This is a genomic window from Streptomyces sp. NPDC025638 (assembly GCF_055558775.1).
Genome location: NZ_JBVHLX010000007.1, coordinates 50678 through 67336, shown reverse-complemented (window position 1 = coordinate 67336; position 16659 = coordinate 50678). Strand labels below are relative to the sequence as shown.

Here is a 16659-nt window from a genome sequence, read left to right as displayed (position 1 = left end):
CCGCGGGGGTTCGGAGGGGCTGGGGGGTGTCGTTCGGATCAGGGCGGCCGTGACGAGCGGTGCGGGCCGGCCGCCCCGAGCGGAGTCATGGAGGAGTGCGTGCCAGGGCCCGCGGCGCCGGGATCATCCGAACGACACCCCCTGGGTGCGGGGCTCAGGCGAGCGGGGCGCCGGTGATCGCGATGCGCTCCATCACGCGCCGCTGCGGGAAGTAGTCGTTGATCGCGTAGTGCTGGGTGGCGATGTTGTCCCAGATCGCGACCGAGTCGGCCTGCCAGCGGAAGCGGACCTGGTACTCGGGAACGCGGGCCTGCAGCACGAGTTCGTCGAGCAGTTCGCGGCTCTCGCGGTCGGACAGACCCACGATCCGCACGGTGAACGGCTCGTTGACGTACAGCAGTTTGCGGCCCGTGCGCGGGTGGCGGGCGACCACCGGGTGCTCGACCGGCGGCAGCGTGGCGCGCAGTGCCTCGATCTGTTCCGGCGTCATCAGCGCGCCCCAGCTGGGCACCCAGTCGTGCACCGCGGTGAGCCCCTCGATCCGTGCCTTCAGCTCCTCGGAGAGGTTGTCGTACGCGGCACCCATGTCCGCCCACATCGTGTCGCCGCCGGCGGGCGGGATCTCCACCGCGCGCAGTACCGAGCCGAGGGCGGGGGCGGCCATGAAGGAGTGGTCGCTGTGCCAGATGTTCTCGCTGCCGACGGCCATCGCGTCCTTGGCCAGGCGCGAGACGCCGACGGTGTCGCCCTTCGGGAAGAAGGGGTTCGGCTCCGGCTCGCCCCAGATCCCGGCGAGGGCGTGCTGGGCGTCCGGGTCGAAGGCGTGCTGGTCGCGGAAGAAGATCACCTTCCATTCCAGCAGGGCCTGCCTGAGCTCCTCGGCGAGCTCGTCACCGATCGGCCGTGACAGGTCGACCCCGCCGATCTCCGCGCCGATGTGCGGGGTAAGGGGTGAGATCCGCAGCTGCCGGTAGGTGTACGCCGGCATCCCGGGCGCGGTGCGCTCCAGCACACGCGGGCCGTAGTGCATCAGCGGCTTGTCGAGGGCAGGGCGGGGGGTGGCAAGGGCGGACATACGGGCCTCCACGGTCGCACCGAAAAATCGTTACTGGAAGTATCGATATTGAGGTACGGGACGGCAAGGGCCGACCGCGGGATTTTTTCGAACGGTTCCGGAGAGGTTGGCGCGCGGCTCAGACCGCGTGGCAGACCGCGCGGGCCACCATGTCGACGAGGTCGTCCGCGAGGCGTGCGTCGGGCAGCTCGCGCTCCGCCAGCAGGCGATAGATCAGCGGCGCCGCCACCAGCGTGGCCGCGGAGCGCACATCGACATCGGGCCTGACCTCGCCACGCGCGATCCCGCGCTCGAGAATGGTGCGGGTCTCCCCCATCATCCGCCCGACGAACTCGGCATACGCCTGGCGTGCCCCGGGATCGTCCGCGGCCGCCCCGATCATCTCGGCCATGAGCCGGTCCGTACCGGGCTGCCGGTAGGCCGCCACCCGCGCGGTGAGCACCTCACGCAGCTCCGCCCGGAAATCGCCCAGGTCCGGTACGGACAGCTCGCCGATGTGCCGCTCGGCAGCCGCGAGGATCATGGCCTGCTTGGTGGGCCAGCGCCGGTAGATGGCCGGCTTGCTCACCCCGGCACGCGCCGCGACGGCGTCCATGGTGACGGCCCCGATCCCCTGCTCCGTCACCAGTTCGACGACGGCGGTCAGGGCGGCGCCGGCCACCCGCTCGTCCCGCGGGCGCCCCGGCCCGCGCTCAGCCTTCCGTACCTGCATGCCGACCACGGATCGAGGATACGATCCCGGCGGCGCTCATCCGGGCGAAGCTCCGCGGATCCACGAGACGGGCACCGGCCGCCGTCACCGCGCGGAGGCCGTCCCGGCCTGATTACCCTGAGGTGTGAAGGGACGCCGGGCCGACGTCTTACGGCCTTTGCGGCGATGGCTCCCTTGGTGAACGGGTCAGATTCCCCGGGGCGCTCCGGCCGGCCGAAGTTGTTGCGGCGTCTTCTTGCCGAAGCAGCCGATTGCCGAACGACGGGACCAGTGGGATGGGGATTCCGGGCGAGGCCTCCGCGGACGGCCACGGTGCGGGTCCGGGCGAGTGGCTGCGGCGGCTCGACGAGGACCGGGCCATCCTGGACGCGCTGTTCACCCAGTCCCCGATCGGCGTGGCCGTGTTCGACACGCGGCTGCGGCTCGTGCGGGCGAACCCCGCGCTCGAACACATCCACGGGATTCCCAACGACCAGGTCCTCGGCCACCGGCTCAGTGAGGTGCTGACCGAGCTGGACACCGCCGGGATCGAGAGCCGACTCGCACGAGTTCTGGAGACGGGACTGCCCGTCGTCGGCGCCGAGCACCACGGCCGTACCCCCGCCGATCCCGGCAGGGACCGCGTCTGGTTGACGTCCTCGTTCGCGCTCAGCGGCCCGGACGGCCGGCCCTTGGGCGTCACCGACATGGTCATCGACATCACCGAGCGCCACCGGGCCCGTGAGCGTCTGGCGCTGCTCGACGAAGCCGCCGCCCGCATCGGAACGACACTCGATGTCACGCGCACGGCCCAGGAACTCGCCGACGTGCTCGTCCCGCGCCTGGCCGACCTCGTGGCGATCGACCTCCTGGACGGCGTGGCGGTGGGCGAGGAGCCCCCGCTCCCGGGCGCCGGGCGGGTCGCCCTGCGTCTCACGGCGCGCAAGGCCGCCCATCCGGTGATCACCGAACAGCTCCGGCAGATCGGAGAATTCCAGGAGTTCCCCGCCGACTCGCCCTACGCCGAGAGCCTCGCCGACGGGCAGCCCCGACTGCTGCCGGCCGTCGGCCCCGACGCCGACTGGGTCCGCAACTCACGCGACCCCAGGGCCCGGGCACTGCTGGCGCAAGGGGTCCATTCCCTCATGGTGGTGCCACTCCGGGCCAGGGACACCATCCTGGGCGTGGCGCATCTGTACCGCACGCGGGCCCGCCCGGACGCCTTCGAACCCGACGATTTGGTTCTCGTACAGGAACTGGTCGCCCGCGCCGCCGTCGCAGTGGACAACGCCCGCCGCTACACCGGCGAGCGCGCCGCCGCCGTCACCCTCCAGCAGAGCATGCTGCCGCGCAGCGTGCCGGACCAGAGCGCGGTCCACATCGCGCACCACTACCGGCCCGCCCGGGCGCACGCCGGGGTGAGCGGTTGCTGGTTCGATGTCATCCCGCTGTCCGGCGCCCGCGTGGCCCTCGCCGTCGGCGACATACCCGGCGCCGGGATCGAGGCCGCCGCCTGCATGGGCCAGATCTGCTCCGCCCTGCGCATCCTCGCGCAACTGGACCTCGCCCCCGACGAGGTACTGGCCCGGCTCGACGACATGGTGCCGCGTCTGGTCGAACGCGAGCACACCGCGGGATCCGCGCCCATCATGGAAAAGCTCGTCGGCGCAACCTGCCTGTACGCGGTCTACGACCCGGTGTCCCGCCGGTGCGTGATGGCGAGCGCCGGACACCCGCCGCCCGCGGTGGTCGATCCGGCCGACCGGGTCCGTTACGCCGAACTGCCGTCGAACCAGCCCTTGGGCCAGGGCGACCCCGTCTTCGAACCCCATGAAACGGAGCTTGCCGAGGGCAGCACCCTGGTGCTGTACACCCGGAGCCTGCTGCACGCCCGCGCTGCGGACCCGTCGCTGGAGGAGCGGCTCCGCGCGATCATGACACAGTCCCGCCGTTCACCGGACGAGATCTGCCGAGCCCTGTCCGACGCGGTCACGCCGCATCTGGCTCCGCAGGACGACCTGGCGCTGCTCCTCGCCCGTACCCGCTCGCTGGACGCCGCGCGGGTCGCCACATGGGATCTGCCGACCGATCCCGCCGCCGTCTCCGACGCCCGTTCGCTCGCCGCACGGCAGGTCCACCAGTGGGGACTGGAGGACCTGGCCTTCAGCACCGAGCTGATCATCAGCGAGCTCGTCACCAACGCCATACGCCATGCCACCCCGCCGATACGGCTGCGGCTCATCCGCGACCGCATGCTGATCGTCGAGGTCAGCGACGCCAGCAGCACCTCACCGCACATCCGCCGGGCCGCGAACACCGACGAGGGCGGCCGCGGGCTCTTCCTCGTCGCCCAGTACTCCCACCACTGGGGCACCCGGTACCACGCCACGGGCAAGACCATCTGGGCGGAGCAGTCCCTCACGGACCTCCCCTTCGGCTGACAGGCGCCCCCGGCCTACGACTCCGGCGTCACACCGTCCCGCCATCTGCCGACACCGGGCACCCACCCGAACGGCAGGGCGTGGAATCCGCCACAATTTACTCCTTTAAAGACGGATGAATGCATAAATGGAGTCCTTGGAGCAGGTTGCCCTCCTCCGGTTTCCGGCTCCAGGGATTCAACGACCAGTGGCATGGGAGAAGCGTTTGATCACGGCACGTAAGCGGCGCACCGGGCTGATGGCTACGGCCGGCGTATTCGGCGGCGTACTCGCACTCACGGCCCTAGGCGGTACCAGCCACGCTGCCACCAGCGACAACGGCCCCGGGACCGACCCGAAACCGCAGGCGCAGACGCAGACGCCGACGCCGACGCCGTCGCCGTCGGATCAGACGGGCGCCCAGGACGCTTCCGACGCCCGAATAAAGATCACGTCCGGGGAAGGCGCCTACAACGTCGGGATCAACGCCCCCGTCACGGTCACCGTCAGCAACGGCAAGCTCACCAAGGTGACCATGACCGCCGTCGCGACCGGTACCGAGATTCCGGGCACCGTGTCCGCGGACGGCACGTCCTGGAAGCCGGACGGCCGGCTGGAGAAGGCCACCAGGTATCAGGTCGCCGCGGAGGCCGAGGACGCCCAGGGCCGCTCCGCCACCGGGAACGCCACGATCACCACGATCTCCCCGGCCAACAACTTCATCGGGCACCTCTCCCCCGAGAACGGCTCGACCGTCGGCGTGGGCATGCCGGTGATGGTCAACTTCGGCAAGGCGATCAGCAACAAGGCCGCCGTGGAGTCGAAGATCCAGGTCAGCTCCAGCAGCGGCCAGCAGGTCGTCGGTCACTGGTTCAACGACCACCGCCTGGACTTCCGCCCCATGAACTACTGGCAGCCCGGCTCCACCGTCACCGTCAAGCTCAACGCCTACGGCATCCAGAAGACGGTCACCTTCAAGATCGGCCGGAGCCAGATCAGCACCGTCGACGCCGAGACGAAGCAGATGACCGTCGTACGGGACGGCAAGACGATCAAGACCATCCCGATCTCGTCCGGCAGCCCCGAGCACCCGACGTACAACGGTCAGATGGTCATCTCCGAGAAGTTCAGGCAGATCCACATGAACGGTGCGACCGTCGGCCTCACGGAGAAGGACGGCAAGCCCTCGTACGACATCAAGGCCGTACCGCACGCCATGCGCCTGACCGCCTCGGGCACGTTCATCCACGGCAACTACTGGGGTGCCGACTCGGTCTTCGGCAAGGTCAACACCAGCCACGGCTGCGTGGGCCTGAAGGACGTCGTGGGCGGCGGCGACGCCAAGAAGCCCGCCGCCTGGTTCTTCGACAACTCGATGATCGGTGACGTAGTGATCGTCAAGAACTCCGCGGACAACACCACGCTGGCCCCGGACAACGGCCTCAGCGACTGGAACATGCCGTGGAGCGAGTGGGTCTCGGGCAGCGCGACCGGCTGACGCCACGCCACGCATACGAACCTGAATCCCTTCCGCCAGGCGGCGACCGACACCATGTCGGCCGCCGCCTGCGGCGTCAGGACGCTCGAACAGCCTGGGATCCGGCCACCTGACGATACGGTCGTGGTGGCACAGGGACACCTCATGGTGCGAGATCCGCGAGGTGCTCCCGGCATCTCCTCGTGAGCCGTGGTCACCTCAGGGGAACTGCTCGCGGACTGCTCGGCGAGACTGCCGGCCGCCTGGCGGGCGCGGTGATCAGGATGTCCCGCACAACCTCACCGGCGGTGGACGCTGACGGCGTAGCCGCCGCCGTAGTAAGGGTCGGCGTCCCAGGTGGCGAAGCGGTCAACGAGGGTGAGGCCGGCCACGGCGCAGCAGTCGTCGTACTCCGGCAGGCTGATGCCTGGCGGCACGGGCAGGTGGGCTTCGTCCAGGCCGAACCCGACGACCATCAGACCGCCCGGGCGCAGGGCTGCGGCCAGGCGCTCGACCACCGTGGCCTCGGTGCCGGCAGCGAGCAACGGGAAGACGTTGCCTGCGGCCACCACGAGATCGAAGTCCGCCGCGATACCGAGCAGGTCCGGCTCGAACCCGGCCAGATCGATCTGGAACCAGGGCAGTCCCGGCGCCTGCTTCTGCGCCACCGCCAGCATCGACGCATCAAGATCCACCCCGACACAGTCGTACCCGAGCTCCGCAAGCCGGATCATGACCCGTCCGGTACCGCATCCCGCGTCCAGCACCCGCGCTCCGGCAGGCACGAGCGCTGCGCACAACCGCGCCTCACCGTGCACATCCTTCCCGCTACGGGCCAGGGCCGCGAACCGTGCGGCGTAGTCCTGTCCCGACCTCCCCCCGGTCAGCTCCTCCCAACGGCTCATGAGGCCAACTATAGGTCGGCCGTGTGCCGCTCGAAGAGGTGACTCAGCCGGCTCGGCTCGATGCCGACCCCGCCCAGATAGTGCGGAACAGCCGAGGGAGCGTGTCCGAGAGATCGTCTTCTGTCGATGTGCGATGGTGCCCCGCCGAGTGGTGTGGCCGGTCAGGGGTCGTGAACGCGCGGGTGTCTGCTCGGGACGTGCATCCGCTGTGGTGCCTGTGCCGTCATCTGGTCCCGCCGTCAGGCCGCCGGGACGGCGTGGCCCGCGGCCGAGAGCCAGCGCCGCCCGGCGTCCAGGTGCGCGGCCGCCCGCGGAAGGCCGCCGAGCGGCCCGGACAGCGCCGCCAGGGCCGCGCCCAGAGCGGCGGTGGGTACGCCGCGGGCGTGGAGGAACGCCGCGCCGAAGGAGAGATAGTCGGTGAGGACCCGCGGATCGTCGACGTAGTTCGCCGCGGCCACAATGTCCGGGAGACGGCCGAGGTCCTCGAGAACGGCCTCGGCATGCTCCGCGCCGGGGTCGCGCAACCGCGGGTACCGCTCCCCCAGTTGGGCGAGCAGCCGCCGCAGCAACCCGGCCCGCTGCCGGACGATCAGGGAGTACTCTCCGTCGGCGAGGTGCTCCAGGGGCGCCGCTTCCCGTGGGGTCTGCGGCCACCGCGCGGCGAGCATCTCATCGGCGGTGGCCGGATCGGGCGCGTACAGGTCGGCTCCGAGCGTGCGGGCCCAGACGCCTCCGGGTCCGAAGCCCGAGCCGCCCACGAGCACCGGCACCTCGGCGCGCCGACAGCACTCGACGAGGCGGTGCGCGGCAGGCAGGCGCACCGGGATCATGCACGACAGGGCCACCAGGTCGGGCCCCTGCCGGTGCACGTGGGACACCAGGCGCGGGACGAGGACGTTGGCGCCCAGGAACGTCAGGTCGAAGCCGCGCAGCCGCAGCACCTCGGCGGCGATCCGCGCGGGCAGGGTGTGGCGCTCCCCCTCGACGCACGCGAACGCGATACGGCGGGCCGGCGCAAAGTCCCGAGGCCGCGGCGCGGAGGCCGCGGCGGCCACGGCGCTCACCACGCGCTCGCTCACGTGGGTGGCGGCGTGCTCCTGGGCCACGCTCCACTCCGTGGACACCCACCGGGCGCCGACAGCGGCCTGTGCCGGGGCGATCAGGCCGAGCAGAACGTCCTCCGCCGCGACCCCGGACCGCAACAGGCCCAGGGCGAGCGCGGTGGCCCCGGTCTCGTCGGTGTGAGCGAGGTGGTCGTCGAAGGCGGCGCGGACCCCCGGCGCGACGGCGGACGCGCCGGTCACCGAAGGGCTCCGGCGGCGCCGGACGCACCGGGCGAGGATTGGAGCGCCAGCACCGCGATGTCGTCGTGGGCACCTCCGGCCAGCCAGTCGGCGACGCGCAGTTCGATCCGCTCGGCGACCGCGCCGGCGGGCATCCCCGCGCAGCCCGCCAGGTCGTGCTCGAGCCGCTGCGCCCCGTACTCCTCAACACCGCCAGGACCGCCCCGTGCCTCGGTGACCCCGTCGCTGTACAGCAAGATCAGCTCGTCGCGCGCCAGGCGGACTCCGGCCTGGCCGAATTCCGCGCCGGGCAGGGCCCCGACCAGCATCCCGCCCACGTCCACGGGCTCCACGGTGCCATCACGGCGCAGCACCAGCGGCGGCGGGTGCCCGCCGCCGGCGAGCACGACGTCCAGGGCGCCTCCGCCGCCCGGGCGGGCGGCGCCGATGACCAAGCTGGCAAACCGGCCCGAGTCCGCCTCGAGCAGCGACCGGTTGAGCACGTCGAGCACACGCAGCGGCCGGGACTCGACGAGGGCCAGGGTCCGCAGGCCCTGGCGTACGTGGCCGGTGAGCACGGCCGCCTCGACGCCCTTGCCACAGACGTCCCCCAGGGCGAACTCCACGCCCCCGCTGCCGTCCCGCGCAGGTTCCACCTGGTAGAAGTCGCCGCCGAAGCCCAGTGCCTCCGGGGCGGGGCGGTAGGCGGCGCCCAGCCGCACCCGAGGCACCTCGGGCAGCGGCGCCGGATCGAGGCCCGACTGGAGCACGTGCGCAGTTTGGGCCTGCTGGGCGTAGAGGGCGGCGGTCGACAGCGCCATACCTGCTCGGAAGGCGTAGTCGCGCAGCATTGCGGTGTCCGCGGCGTCCAAGCCCCCGGCTCCCGCCGAGCGGACGAGAACCATGGCCCCCGCCGGGGCCTCGCTCCCCGGCAGTGCCGTCACGAGCGACTCCCCTCCCCTGCCCGGGTCCGGCGGCGCCGCCGGACCGAGCGCACCGAGCTCGTCCGGCCGGCAGGGGGCGGGCAGCGGCCACAGGCCCGACAGGGCCCGCCCCAGTTGCGGCACACGCTCGAGGGAGGACGCCGACATCGCACCCGACTCCGCCGCCGCGCCCGGCGCGGCGCAGCGGTACCAGTCCGCGTGGCCTCGGCGCGGCGGCAGTACGAGCAGTGCAGCGTCCGCCAAGGCCGGCACGGCGAGTTCCACCACACCCCGGGCGGTGCGGCCGTGGTGCAGCGAGGCCCCCAGCCGTCGGCCCGCCTCGCTCAGGAACGCCGTCCGGGACCGCTCGGCGCGCAGCTCGGCCTCGCACTGGCGGGCCCCGGTCTCGTCACTGACGAGCCACACCGAGCAGTCCTGCACTGTGCTCCTGCGCCCGGTCAGCCGCCGACCGAGGAAGTCGGCATCGAAGCGCGCCGCAGAGGCGACGACCGCCTGCCCCAGGGGTCCGGCTACCGCGGGGTCGGGCGCCGTCCCTGGCCGCAGGCCCGGGAAGTAGACGCCGGTCAGGCCGTTGCACCAGAGCACCACGTTGGAGGCGTCGCAGACCACGACCGCCTGATCGACGAGGTCAAGCAGGGCATCCAACAGCTTCCGCCCGGGACGGCCCCGCGCTTCCCCGCCACCGCCGTGCGCCACCGGGCTCCGGGCCCGCGTGCCCCTCACTGGCCCCGTACCTCGGGAGGACGAACCCCGGCACGACGCGGAACGCCGCCGACCGCCTCGCCGGCCGGTGCAGGAGACATACGCACCGCCGCTTCACACTCTGACACCCGAGAAATCCCTTACATCGGATTTCTTACGATACAGCCCAGTTCTCGCCGGGGCACCGACTGCAGGACCCCCGTGGCCGACCGCGAACCCGGGCCGGCGCAGCGCGGTACGCGGGTGGGACCGGACGCCCGCGGCGGGTACAGCCGGGGCCCGCGCCCCACCAGGGACCTCCACCAGGCAGGCTTCAGCGCTGGCCGGAGCGGATGGTCCGAGACCGCACGTTCGAACCGCTGGACCACAGCGTGTCGGCCGGGTCGCTGGTGGCCGACGCCGACGCCGGCAAAAGAAAGGCACACTCCACGAAGCCCCGGGCATCACCATCGGCTACGAACACGCAACGAGGACCGCGACCGTCAGGTCGAGGCCCTCGTCTCCGTATCGCTATAGCAAGTGTCCGAGGGGCGAGTCGACGACTGACGATACGGTTGTGGTGGCCCAAGGGCGGCTCCGCCTCGGAAGCCAGTCGTGAGTCTTGCCCTGCATCTTGCCAGAGCTCTTGGCGAGCGCCGATCCGGCTGGTCTTCCGTGGCCCCGATTGCTGGGCTGGCCTGCAACACTGCAGGCCAGGACTCCTCAGGATGGTTTCAAGGATCGTCGCGCGCTCCACATGATGCGTCCGATCGACCCCGGCCGGGGCCCGGTGCGGACCCCGCGCGGCACCTTCGGCTGACCCACGCGCGAGGCGACCTGCTCACCGGACTGCCCTCCGGGGGGCATGGGGCCAAACCCTGCCCCGTGAGCCGGACGGTGCGGGTGCCCGCCTGGCGGATCCTCGCGGGCGAGACCGCACTGGCACCGCTGCTCGGCTGAGCGCCGGACAAGGCGGCCGGGCCCGGACGGCCAGGCCCGGTGGCACGCTCACCTGTCGGCGACGTCGACGCCGTAGCCACGAGCAAGGTCGGCCAGGCCATGGTCGTAGCCCTGCCCGACGGCACGCAGCCGCCAGCCATCCCCTCGGCGGTAGAGCTCGGCGAGGATCATGGTGCGTTCGGTGGTGGCGGCGTCGAGGGTGGCCCGGACGGTCGGGGCCGCGCCGATCCCGCAGGTGGCGGTGATCTCGATGGCCCCGATGTCGGAGAAGGTCGCGGCACCGTCGATCGCGGCGGCGATGACGATCCCGTGGATCTCCAGGGGCAGACGCTCCAGGTCGGCAGTGACGGCCTGTTCCGTCGGACCGTCCGTGGCGAGCTGCAGGGTGCCGTCGGGGTGTTCGGGTGCGCCATAGAAGACGAAGTCCTCGTCTCCTGGTACCTGTTCGTGAGAGTCGACCGCGAAAGCGACAACGTCCACGTCGTAGGCGGTCTGCTGACGCCATGTGGCGGCCACTGTCCAGGCCGTGCCGGTGTCGGACAGGTCGATGACCGCCCCTCGGACCAGTACCGCTGCCGTGTCAGGCTGGTTTCCGGCCGCGCTCTGTGCCGGCGCGGGCATCGGCGTAGTCATGGGTGCGAGGAGCCAGTCGGCGTCGTGGACGCGTAGGCCGAGGGCGGTGATGCGCGTCATGCGCCGGTCCGCTTCGCCGCCGGGCAGCACGACGACATCGGACACGCTGGCGGAGAGGTTGACCGCCGCGGAGGCTCCGAAGGCGACAGCACGCGCACGTGCCTCGGCGGCCTCTTGGTGCGTGCCTCCCAGGACCAACACCCTGTGCCCGGTGAGCGGCTGAACCTCGGCAACATCGGATGCGGTAGGTACGGCAGTCCGCTGTGCCGGGACACTTGGCGTCGGCGCAGGCGGTGCAGTGGGTGGGCTCACGGGAGTCTCCGCCGCGCGCCGCTGCCGGGCGATGCCCTTGGCCTGGCCAGGTTGCACACTCTCCAACAGCCGCAGATACGTCGGCTCATCCACGAGCGGAACACCCTCGGTCGCGGCGCGACGCAGTTTCCCGGATGCGGCACTGGGATCGTTGGTGACGACGACGCTGGTCTGGCCGCTGACCGAGGTCGTCATGTTCAGCCCGGCCGCCACCGAACGGGCGACCAACTCCTCACGGGAGACCTTGGTGTCCCCGCTGATGGCGACCTTCATGCCCTGTACCAGGAGACCGCCCGGTTCCAGGCGGCCCGGATTGCGGTACGGGCAGGGCGTCTTGGGGACATATGGCTTGTAGTCCTGGCGGGGTGGGCAATCCAGGAGCGGCAGGGACAGGCCCAGTCGCTCGGCCGCGCTCAGTGAGCCGCGCAGGATGCCGGAGAGCACCCGTACGTCGTCCTGCGCGTCGTGGGCCCTTTCCTGGCGCACGCCGTAGTGCACGGCGAGCGTGCCCAGCTTGAGATCGGGCGTCGCGGGCCCGACCAGGCGGTTGAGGGCCAGCGTGCACAGCCGTCTCCTGACTGGAACCCAGGAACGGACCTGGGCGAACTCGTGGGCCAGGAAGTCGTAGTCGAACTGCGCGTTGTGGGCGACCAGGACGCGGTTGCTGAGCAGTGCCCCCACCTGCGGTGCGATCTCGTCGAAGGTGGGAGCGCCGGCGAGACGGGCCGGGGTGAGGCCGTGGATATGCACGGGGCCGGGGTCGCAGCCCGGGTTGAGGAGGGTGGAGAACTCTCCCGTCTGGTGGCCACGTGCGTCCAGCGTGAGGATCGCAAGCGAGAGGACACGGTCCCGGCCGGGTCTCAGCCCGGAGGTCTCCACGTCCACCAGCGCCCAGTCGTGGAAATAGTCGGGAAGGGTGGGCCACTTCGGACTCGACGACAGCAGGGCCATACGAGGCTCCCCTCCCCCGGGTGCAGCGGGCGGCGCGCCCTGTCTGCGGTGATGATCGACCGGTCGGATTTTCGCACGCACCAGGCACCGTTCGTGGTGGATCCGTAACGGAGAGCCAGTCGGGAGGTCGACAAGTTTCTGCTGTGTTGGGCTGGCCTCGGTACCAGCCGTTCACTTAGCCGAGCGCGCCGAGGGGTGAGTTGACCTCGCCCCCGTCGTCACCGACTGGGCCGCCTTGATCCACGCGTGGGTAGGCGAGGACCACGCTTACTGACCCACGCGCCCGAGGCCGATCGCTGCAGCAGGTGTGTCTTGTCGAGCCCCGACAGCGCCTCGAGCCGCGGCCCGCCCGTCCGGGTCGCACCGCACGCTGTACGGACCCATCAGCGCCGCAGCGCCTCCACTGGTTCGATACGGGACGCCCTCCATGCCGGATAGAGCCCGGCCAGGACGCCGGTGGCGAGCCCCACCAGAGGGGCGGCCGCGACCGTGCCCGGATGCAGGACGGGAGTCCAGTGGCGAGCCAGGGCCACACCGACCACGGTGAGTACCCCGAGGCTGGTGCCGACCAGTCCGCCGAGCGCCCCCAGTGTTCCGGACTCGGCCAGGAATTGGGCGGTGATGTGCCGAGCGCGAGCGCCCAGGGCGCGCCTCAGGCCGATCTCGCCCGTCCGCTCCAGCACCGCGACGAGGGTGGTGTTGGCGATGCCGACCGCGCCGATGACCAGGCAGATCCCGGCCAGCAGCAGAAACAGTTGACTGAGGTCGGAGCCGACCCCGGAGCGCAAACCGCGGGGGTCGGGCGGCGGTACGGCCTTGAGGTACTCGGGGTGGTCGGGCCGCAGGGCCGTCGGGGCCTCTTCCGCGACCTGCCGGGCGGCACCCAGCTCCGTGGCGACCAGCATGCTCGCCTCGCCGGGCCCCGGCCGACCCCACAGTTCCTCCGCCGAGGTGCGCGGAACCACCACGCTGAGCAGCAGATCGGCCTTGCGCTCCACGTCCTGGACGATGCCGACCACAGTGAAGGGCTCATCCCCGATGAACACCGCCGGATGCGTCTGAAGCGTGGTGATCCCGAGCCGCGCGGCCGTCCCCTCGCCGATGACCGCGACCCGGCCACGGCGGGCCATCGCGTCGTCGTACAGCCGCCCCTCTGTCAGGGTCGGCACGGCTGCCCGCAGCACCCCGGGTGAGGCGGCGACCACATCGATCGGCTCCCCTTCACCTCCGGCAACGGGAGCCGACCTCACGGTCGACGCCCGATCGTCGCGCACCGTCCAGAAGACCCCGGCGGCACGCACTCCGTTGACGCGGCGCATGCGGGTATCGGCGTCTTCGGGAAAGGCGGGCCCGATCAGCCCGTCGGGGTCATGGACGGCGTCCTCCACGGTCACTTCGGTGGCGGTGAGCGCGTTGAACCGGGAGTCGATCTGGGAGGACGTGGTGGAGGTCAGCCCGAGTATCGCGACGAAGGTGCCGACACCGAGCACGGTGCCGAGGGCGGTCAGCGCCGACCGGGCGGGGCGCTGCAGCATCCCGGCGCCGGCCTCGGAGAACAGGTCGCGCATCTTGAACGAGGAGCGGTCGATGCCCGCCGCTCTGCTCTTGTGAGCAGGTGATGTCATACGGCTGCGGCCTCCCGGCGCTCCGTGAGGATGCCGTCGTGGATGGACACGGTCCGTCCGCCGCGCGCGGCCACCTCCGGGTCATGCGTGATCAGTACGACGGTCAGCCCTTCCGCATGCAATTCCTCCAGCAGTTCGAGCACGGTGCGGGCGTTGGCCGAGTCCAGGTTCCCGGTCGGCTCGTCGCACAGCAGCAGCGACGGTCCGCCCGCCAGGGCCCGGGCGATGGCGACCCGCTGACGCTCGCCTCCGGACAGCCGGGTGGGAACCGAGTCGACACGGTGTTCGAGCCCGACCCGGGTCAACGCCTGCCTGGCCCGCGTCATCCGCTCCGCCCGGGCGACGCCGTTGTACATCATGGACATGGCGACGTTCTCCAGCGCCGAGCGGTGCGGCAGCAGATGGAAGGCCTGGAAGACGAAACCGATCCTCCTGCCCCGCAGCGCCGTGCGGTCGGCGTCGCACAGTGCTCCGGTGTCGTGCCCGTCCAGCAGATACGTCCCGTGCGTGGGGGCGTCCAACAGTCCCGCAATGTTCAGGAACGTGGACTTGCCGGAGCCGGAGGGGCCGACGACGGTGACGAAGTCCCCACGCCGCACCGTCAGATCGCAGGGCTTGAGCGCCGCCACCGACGGCGGTCCGGGATAGGTCAGCCCGACCTGGCGGAACTCGATGACCGGAGGCAACGAGAGGGAATCCGTCACGGACCACTCTTCTCCCGCTTGACGCCCGTGACCACCTGCTCGCCCTCCGCCAGCCGGGCCGAGCCCACGGGCTCGACGGCCACGAAGCCGTCGCCCGCCGTTCCGGTATGCACCTCGACCCGCCGTTGCCTGCCGTCCGCCTCGACGACGGTGACGGTGGTACGGCCGTCGGCCCCGGCGGTGAGCGCGGTGATCGGCACGACCAGCGCCTTGCCGTCGGTGCGGGCCGCCTCGATGGTCAGCCGGACGTCCTGTCCGGCCAGCTTCGGGTCCAGCGGCCGGTCCGGGTCGGCCCGCAGCAGATACCCGCTCTGCCCTTGCTGACCGGAGGCCGCGCCCTGCTCCCCCGACGAACCGCTCTGACCGTCGCCTTCGCCGCCGCCGGGCGAGGTGAACGACTCGGCCAGGTAACCCACCGTCGCACGGGCCTCGACTCCGGTCACTTCGGAGTAGATCCGCACCCGCTGCCCCTTGTGGACCAGACCCTTCTGATGCTCCTGCAGATATGCCCGCACCTGGAGGCGGCCGGCCGACACCGTCATCACCGTGCCGTCGACCGGCCCCCCGACGCGCCCTGCCACGGAGTCCACCCGCGCGGGGAACCCCTGAAGGAAGACGACCTCACCCGCGGGCAGCCGCGGCCCCGCCGCGGCCTTCGCCTCGGCCAGATCCGCTCGCGCGCGGTGCAGATCCTCCCGGGCGTAGCCGAGGTTGCGCTCCGCGACCGCGCCGTCGGCCGCCTCGGCTTCCGCCACCGCCCGCTTTGCCTGGGTCACCGCCTCCTGGGCGGCTTTCACCCCTTCCCCGCCGTCGTCGAGGGCGGGCAGCGGGTCGTAGCCGATGGCGGCATAGAAGGAGTTGAGGGCGGTCTTGGTGCCGGCACCGAACGCCCCGTAGGGGTCGCTGCCCGTACCGTGGCCGAGGGCACGCAGCGCCCGCTGCAGTTGTCTGACGTCGTTGCCCTTGGCGCCGGGCTTCAGGTCCCGGTACATCGGAACCTTGCCCGGCAGTACGAACACCGGCCGCCCCGACACCTCCAGGACCACCTGCCCTGCTTTGACGTTCGCCCCCTGTTTCACCGGCAGCTTCGTGACGACCGGAGTGGCGGCGTCCGCCCCGCCGGACATCTGAGGCGCCACATCCACGCTCTGACCGGCCACCACCTGCCCCCGGACGATGACCGAAGAGGTCAGGACCCGGTACTCCACAGGCGAGGTGAGCACGGTGCGCCCCGGCGGCCGCGCCTCGGCGGCGGCCTGGGCCGGTGATTTGATCACCGTGGCGGCGAGCATGCCGCCGATGGCGAGCAGGGCGGCCGCGCCGGCGACGATGGCGGCCCACCGGCCGCGCCGCGAGACTCCGGAGCCGGGCGCGGCCTCCGGTACTTCGCGGTCCGATTCCTCCAGTACCTCTATCCGCTCCATGTGAGGTCAGCCGCCGACGATCCCCGACCGCCCGTCAGCAGGCGAACACTTGGCCGCCACATCTGCGAAGTCCCGCTTCACCTTTGCGGCCAGCTCATCGCTGAGCTTGATCTCCGCCGTCCTGGGGTCGGGGTCCGGGTACTCCGGAACGCCGTTCTCCCGGAAGCAGGCCGTGATCTTTCGGGCCGCCTCGACCGCGTCGGCGGAGGCCTTCGGCTGAGTGCTGTCGGGCAACGTGCTCCGGCACTTGTCCTCGGCGGCCTGCTGCTTTGCGGCACCCGCCGCAGCAGCCTTGTCCTTGTCTACCCGGAGATGACCGCTGTCGGTCACCTCCAGGGCCATGCCCTGCTTCTCCAGACACCGGTAGTAGGCCACTTCCTGCGCATCGGCGGCGGACGCGCTCGGCGCCGCACCCTGGGCATCGCCCGATGCCGAGCAGCCGGCCGAGAGGACGCCCGCGGCCAGAGCGGCAAGCAGGAGCTGAGTTCTTCGACGGGCAGACGGCATCGCAACTCCAGTTGCTCGACCAGGGATTTTGCGCAGACTGCGCACCAGCGGGGACCGCAACCTACGG

The 16659-nt window shown here is 71.4% G+C and carries 12 protein-coding genes; 2 read left to right on the top strand and 10 right to left on the bottom strand.

Annotated elements, in window-relative coordinates; translation table 11 throughout:
* Positions 1-154: 154 nt before the first annotated feature.
* The gene (locus tag ACZ4EG_RS19425) at positions 155-1075 is read right to left on the bottom strand and encodes a TauD/TfdA dioxygenase family protein (protein ID WP_453545112.1); all 921 of its coding nucleotides are present in this window, start codon (positions 1073-1075) and stop codon (positions 155-157) included.
* 118 nt (positions 1076-1193) lie between these two features.
* Complete coding sequence (locus tag ACZ4EG_RS19420; protein ID WP_453546772.1) at positions 1194-1787, bottom strand: TetR/AcrR family transcriptional regulator; 594 nt, start codon at positions 1785-1787, stop codon at positions 1194-1196.
* Positions 1788-2062: 275 nt separating this feature from the next.
* On the opposite strand from ACZ4EG_RS19420, the gene ACZ4EG_RS19415 reads away from it, so the two are divergent.
* Entirely contained in the window at positions 2063-4207 is a 2145-nt protein-coding gene (locus ACZ4EG_RS19415; protein ID WP_467791433.1) for a SpoIIE family protein phosphatase, read from the top strand.
* A gap of 238 nt (positions 4208-4445) precedes the next feature.
* Positions 4446-5684 carry a L,D-transpeptidase gene (locus tag ACZ4EG_RS19410; RefSeq protein ID WP_467791673.1) on the top strand — a complete coding sequence of 413 codons (1239 nt, stop codon included), beginning with the start codon at positions 4446-4448 and terminating at the stop codon, positions 5682-5684.
* A gap of 278 nt (positions 5685-5962) precedes the next feature.
* Here the strand turns inward: ACZ4EG_RS19410 and ACZ4EG_RS19405 are convergent, their stop codons facing one another.
* The 8 genes from ACZ4EG_RS19405 to ACZ4EG_RS19370 form a co-directional block, all read right to left on the bottom strand.
* The gene (locus ACZ4EG_RS19405; RefSeq protein ID WP_453545108.1) at positions 5963-6568 is read right to left on the bottom strand and encodes a class I SAM-dependent methyltransferase; all 606 of its coding nucleotides are present in this window, start codon (positions 6566-6568) and stop codon (positions 5963-5965) included.
* A gap of 239 nt (positions 6569-6807) precedes the next feature.
* Positions 6808-7872, bottom strand: a complete 1065-nt coding sequence (locus ACZ4EG_RS19400; RefSeq protein ID WP_467791432.1) for a cobalamin B12-binding domain-containing protein — start codon at positions 7870-7872, stop codon at positions 6808-6810.
* On the bottom strand, positions 7869-9440 hold the full coding sequence (locus tag ACZ4EG_RS19395; RefSeq protein ID WP_467791431.1) for a PP2C family protein-serine/threonine phosphatase: 1572 nt from the start codon (positions 9438-9440) through the stop codon (positions 7869-7871). Before ACZ4EG_RS19395 ends, ACZ4EG_RS19400 begins: the two co-directional genes overlap by 4 nt.
* A gap of 1044 nt (positions 9441-10484) precedes the next feature.
* Complete coding sequence (locus ACZ4EG_RS19390; protein WP_467791430.1) at positions 10485-12332, bottom strand: TerD family protein; 1848 nt, start codon at positions 12330-12332, stop codon at positions 10485-10487.
* Positions 12333-12715: 383 nt separating this feature from the next.
* Positions 12716-13957 (bottom strand): ABC transporter permease, encoded by a 1242-nt coding sequence (locus tag ACZ4EG_RS19385; RefSeq protein ID WP_467791429.1) that lies wholly within the window; start codon positions 13955-13957, stop codon positions 12716-12718.
* Positions 13954-14661, bottom strand: coding sequence for an ABC transporter ATP-binding protein (locus ACZ4EG_RS19380; protein ID WP_467791428.1), 708 nt, complete (start codon positions 14659-14661; stop codon positions 13954-13956). The genes ACZ4EG_RS19385 and ACZ4EG_RS19380 overlap by 4 nt, the downstream gene beginning before the upstream one ends.
* Positions 14658-16085 (bottom strand): efflux RND transporter periplasmic adaptor subunit, encoded by a 1428-nt coding sequence (locus ACZ4EG_RS19375; RefSeq protein WP_467791427.1) that lies wholly within the window; start codon positions 16083-16085, stop codon positions 14658-14660. The genes ACZ4EG_RS19380 and ACZ4EG_RS19375 overlap by 4 nt, the downstream gene beginning before the upstream one ends.
* 6 nt (positions 16086-16091) lie before the next feature.
* A complete protein-coding gene (locus tag ACZ4EG_RS19370; protein WP_467791426.1) occupies positions 16092-16592 on the bottom strand; it encodes a hypothetical protein in 501 nt (166 codons plus the stop codon).
* Positions 16593-16659: the final 67 nt, after the last annotated feature.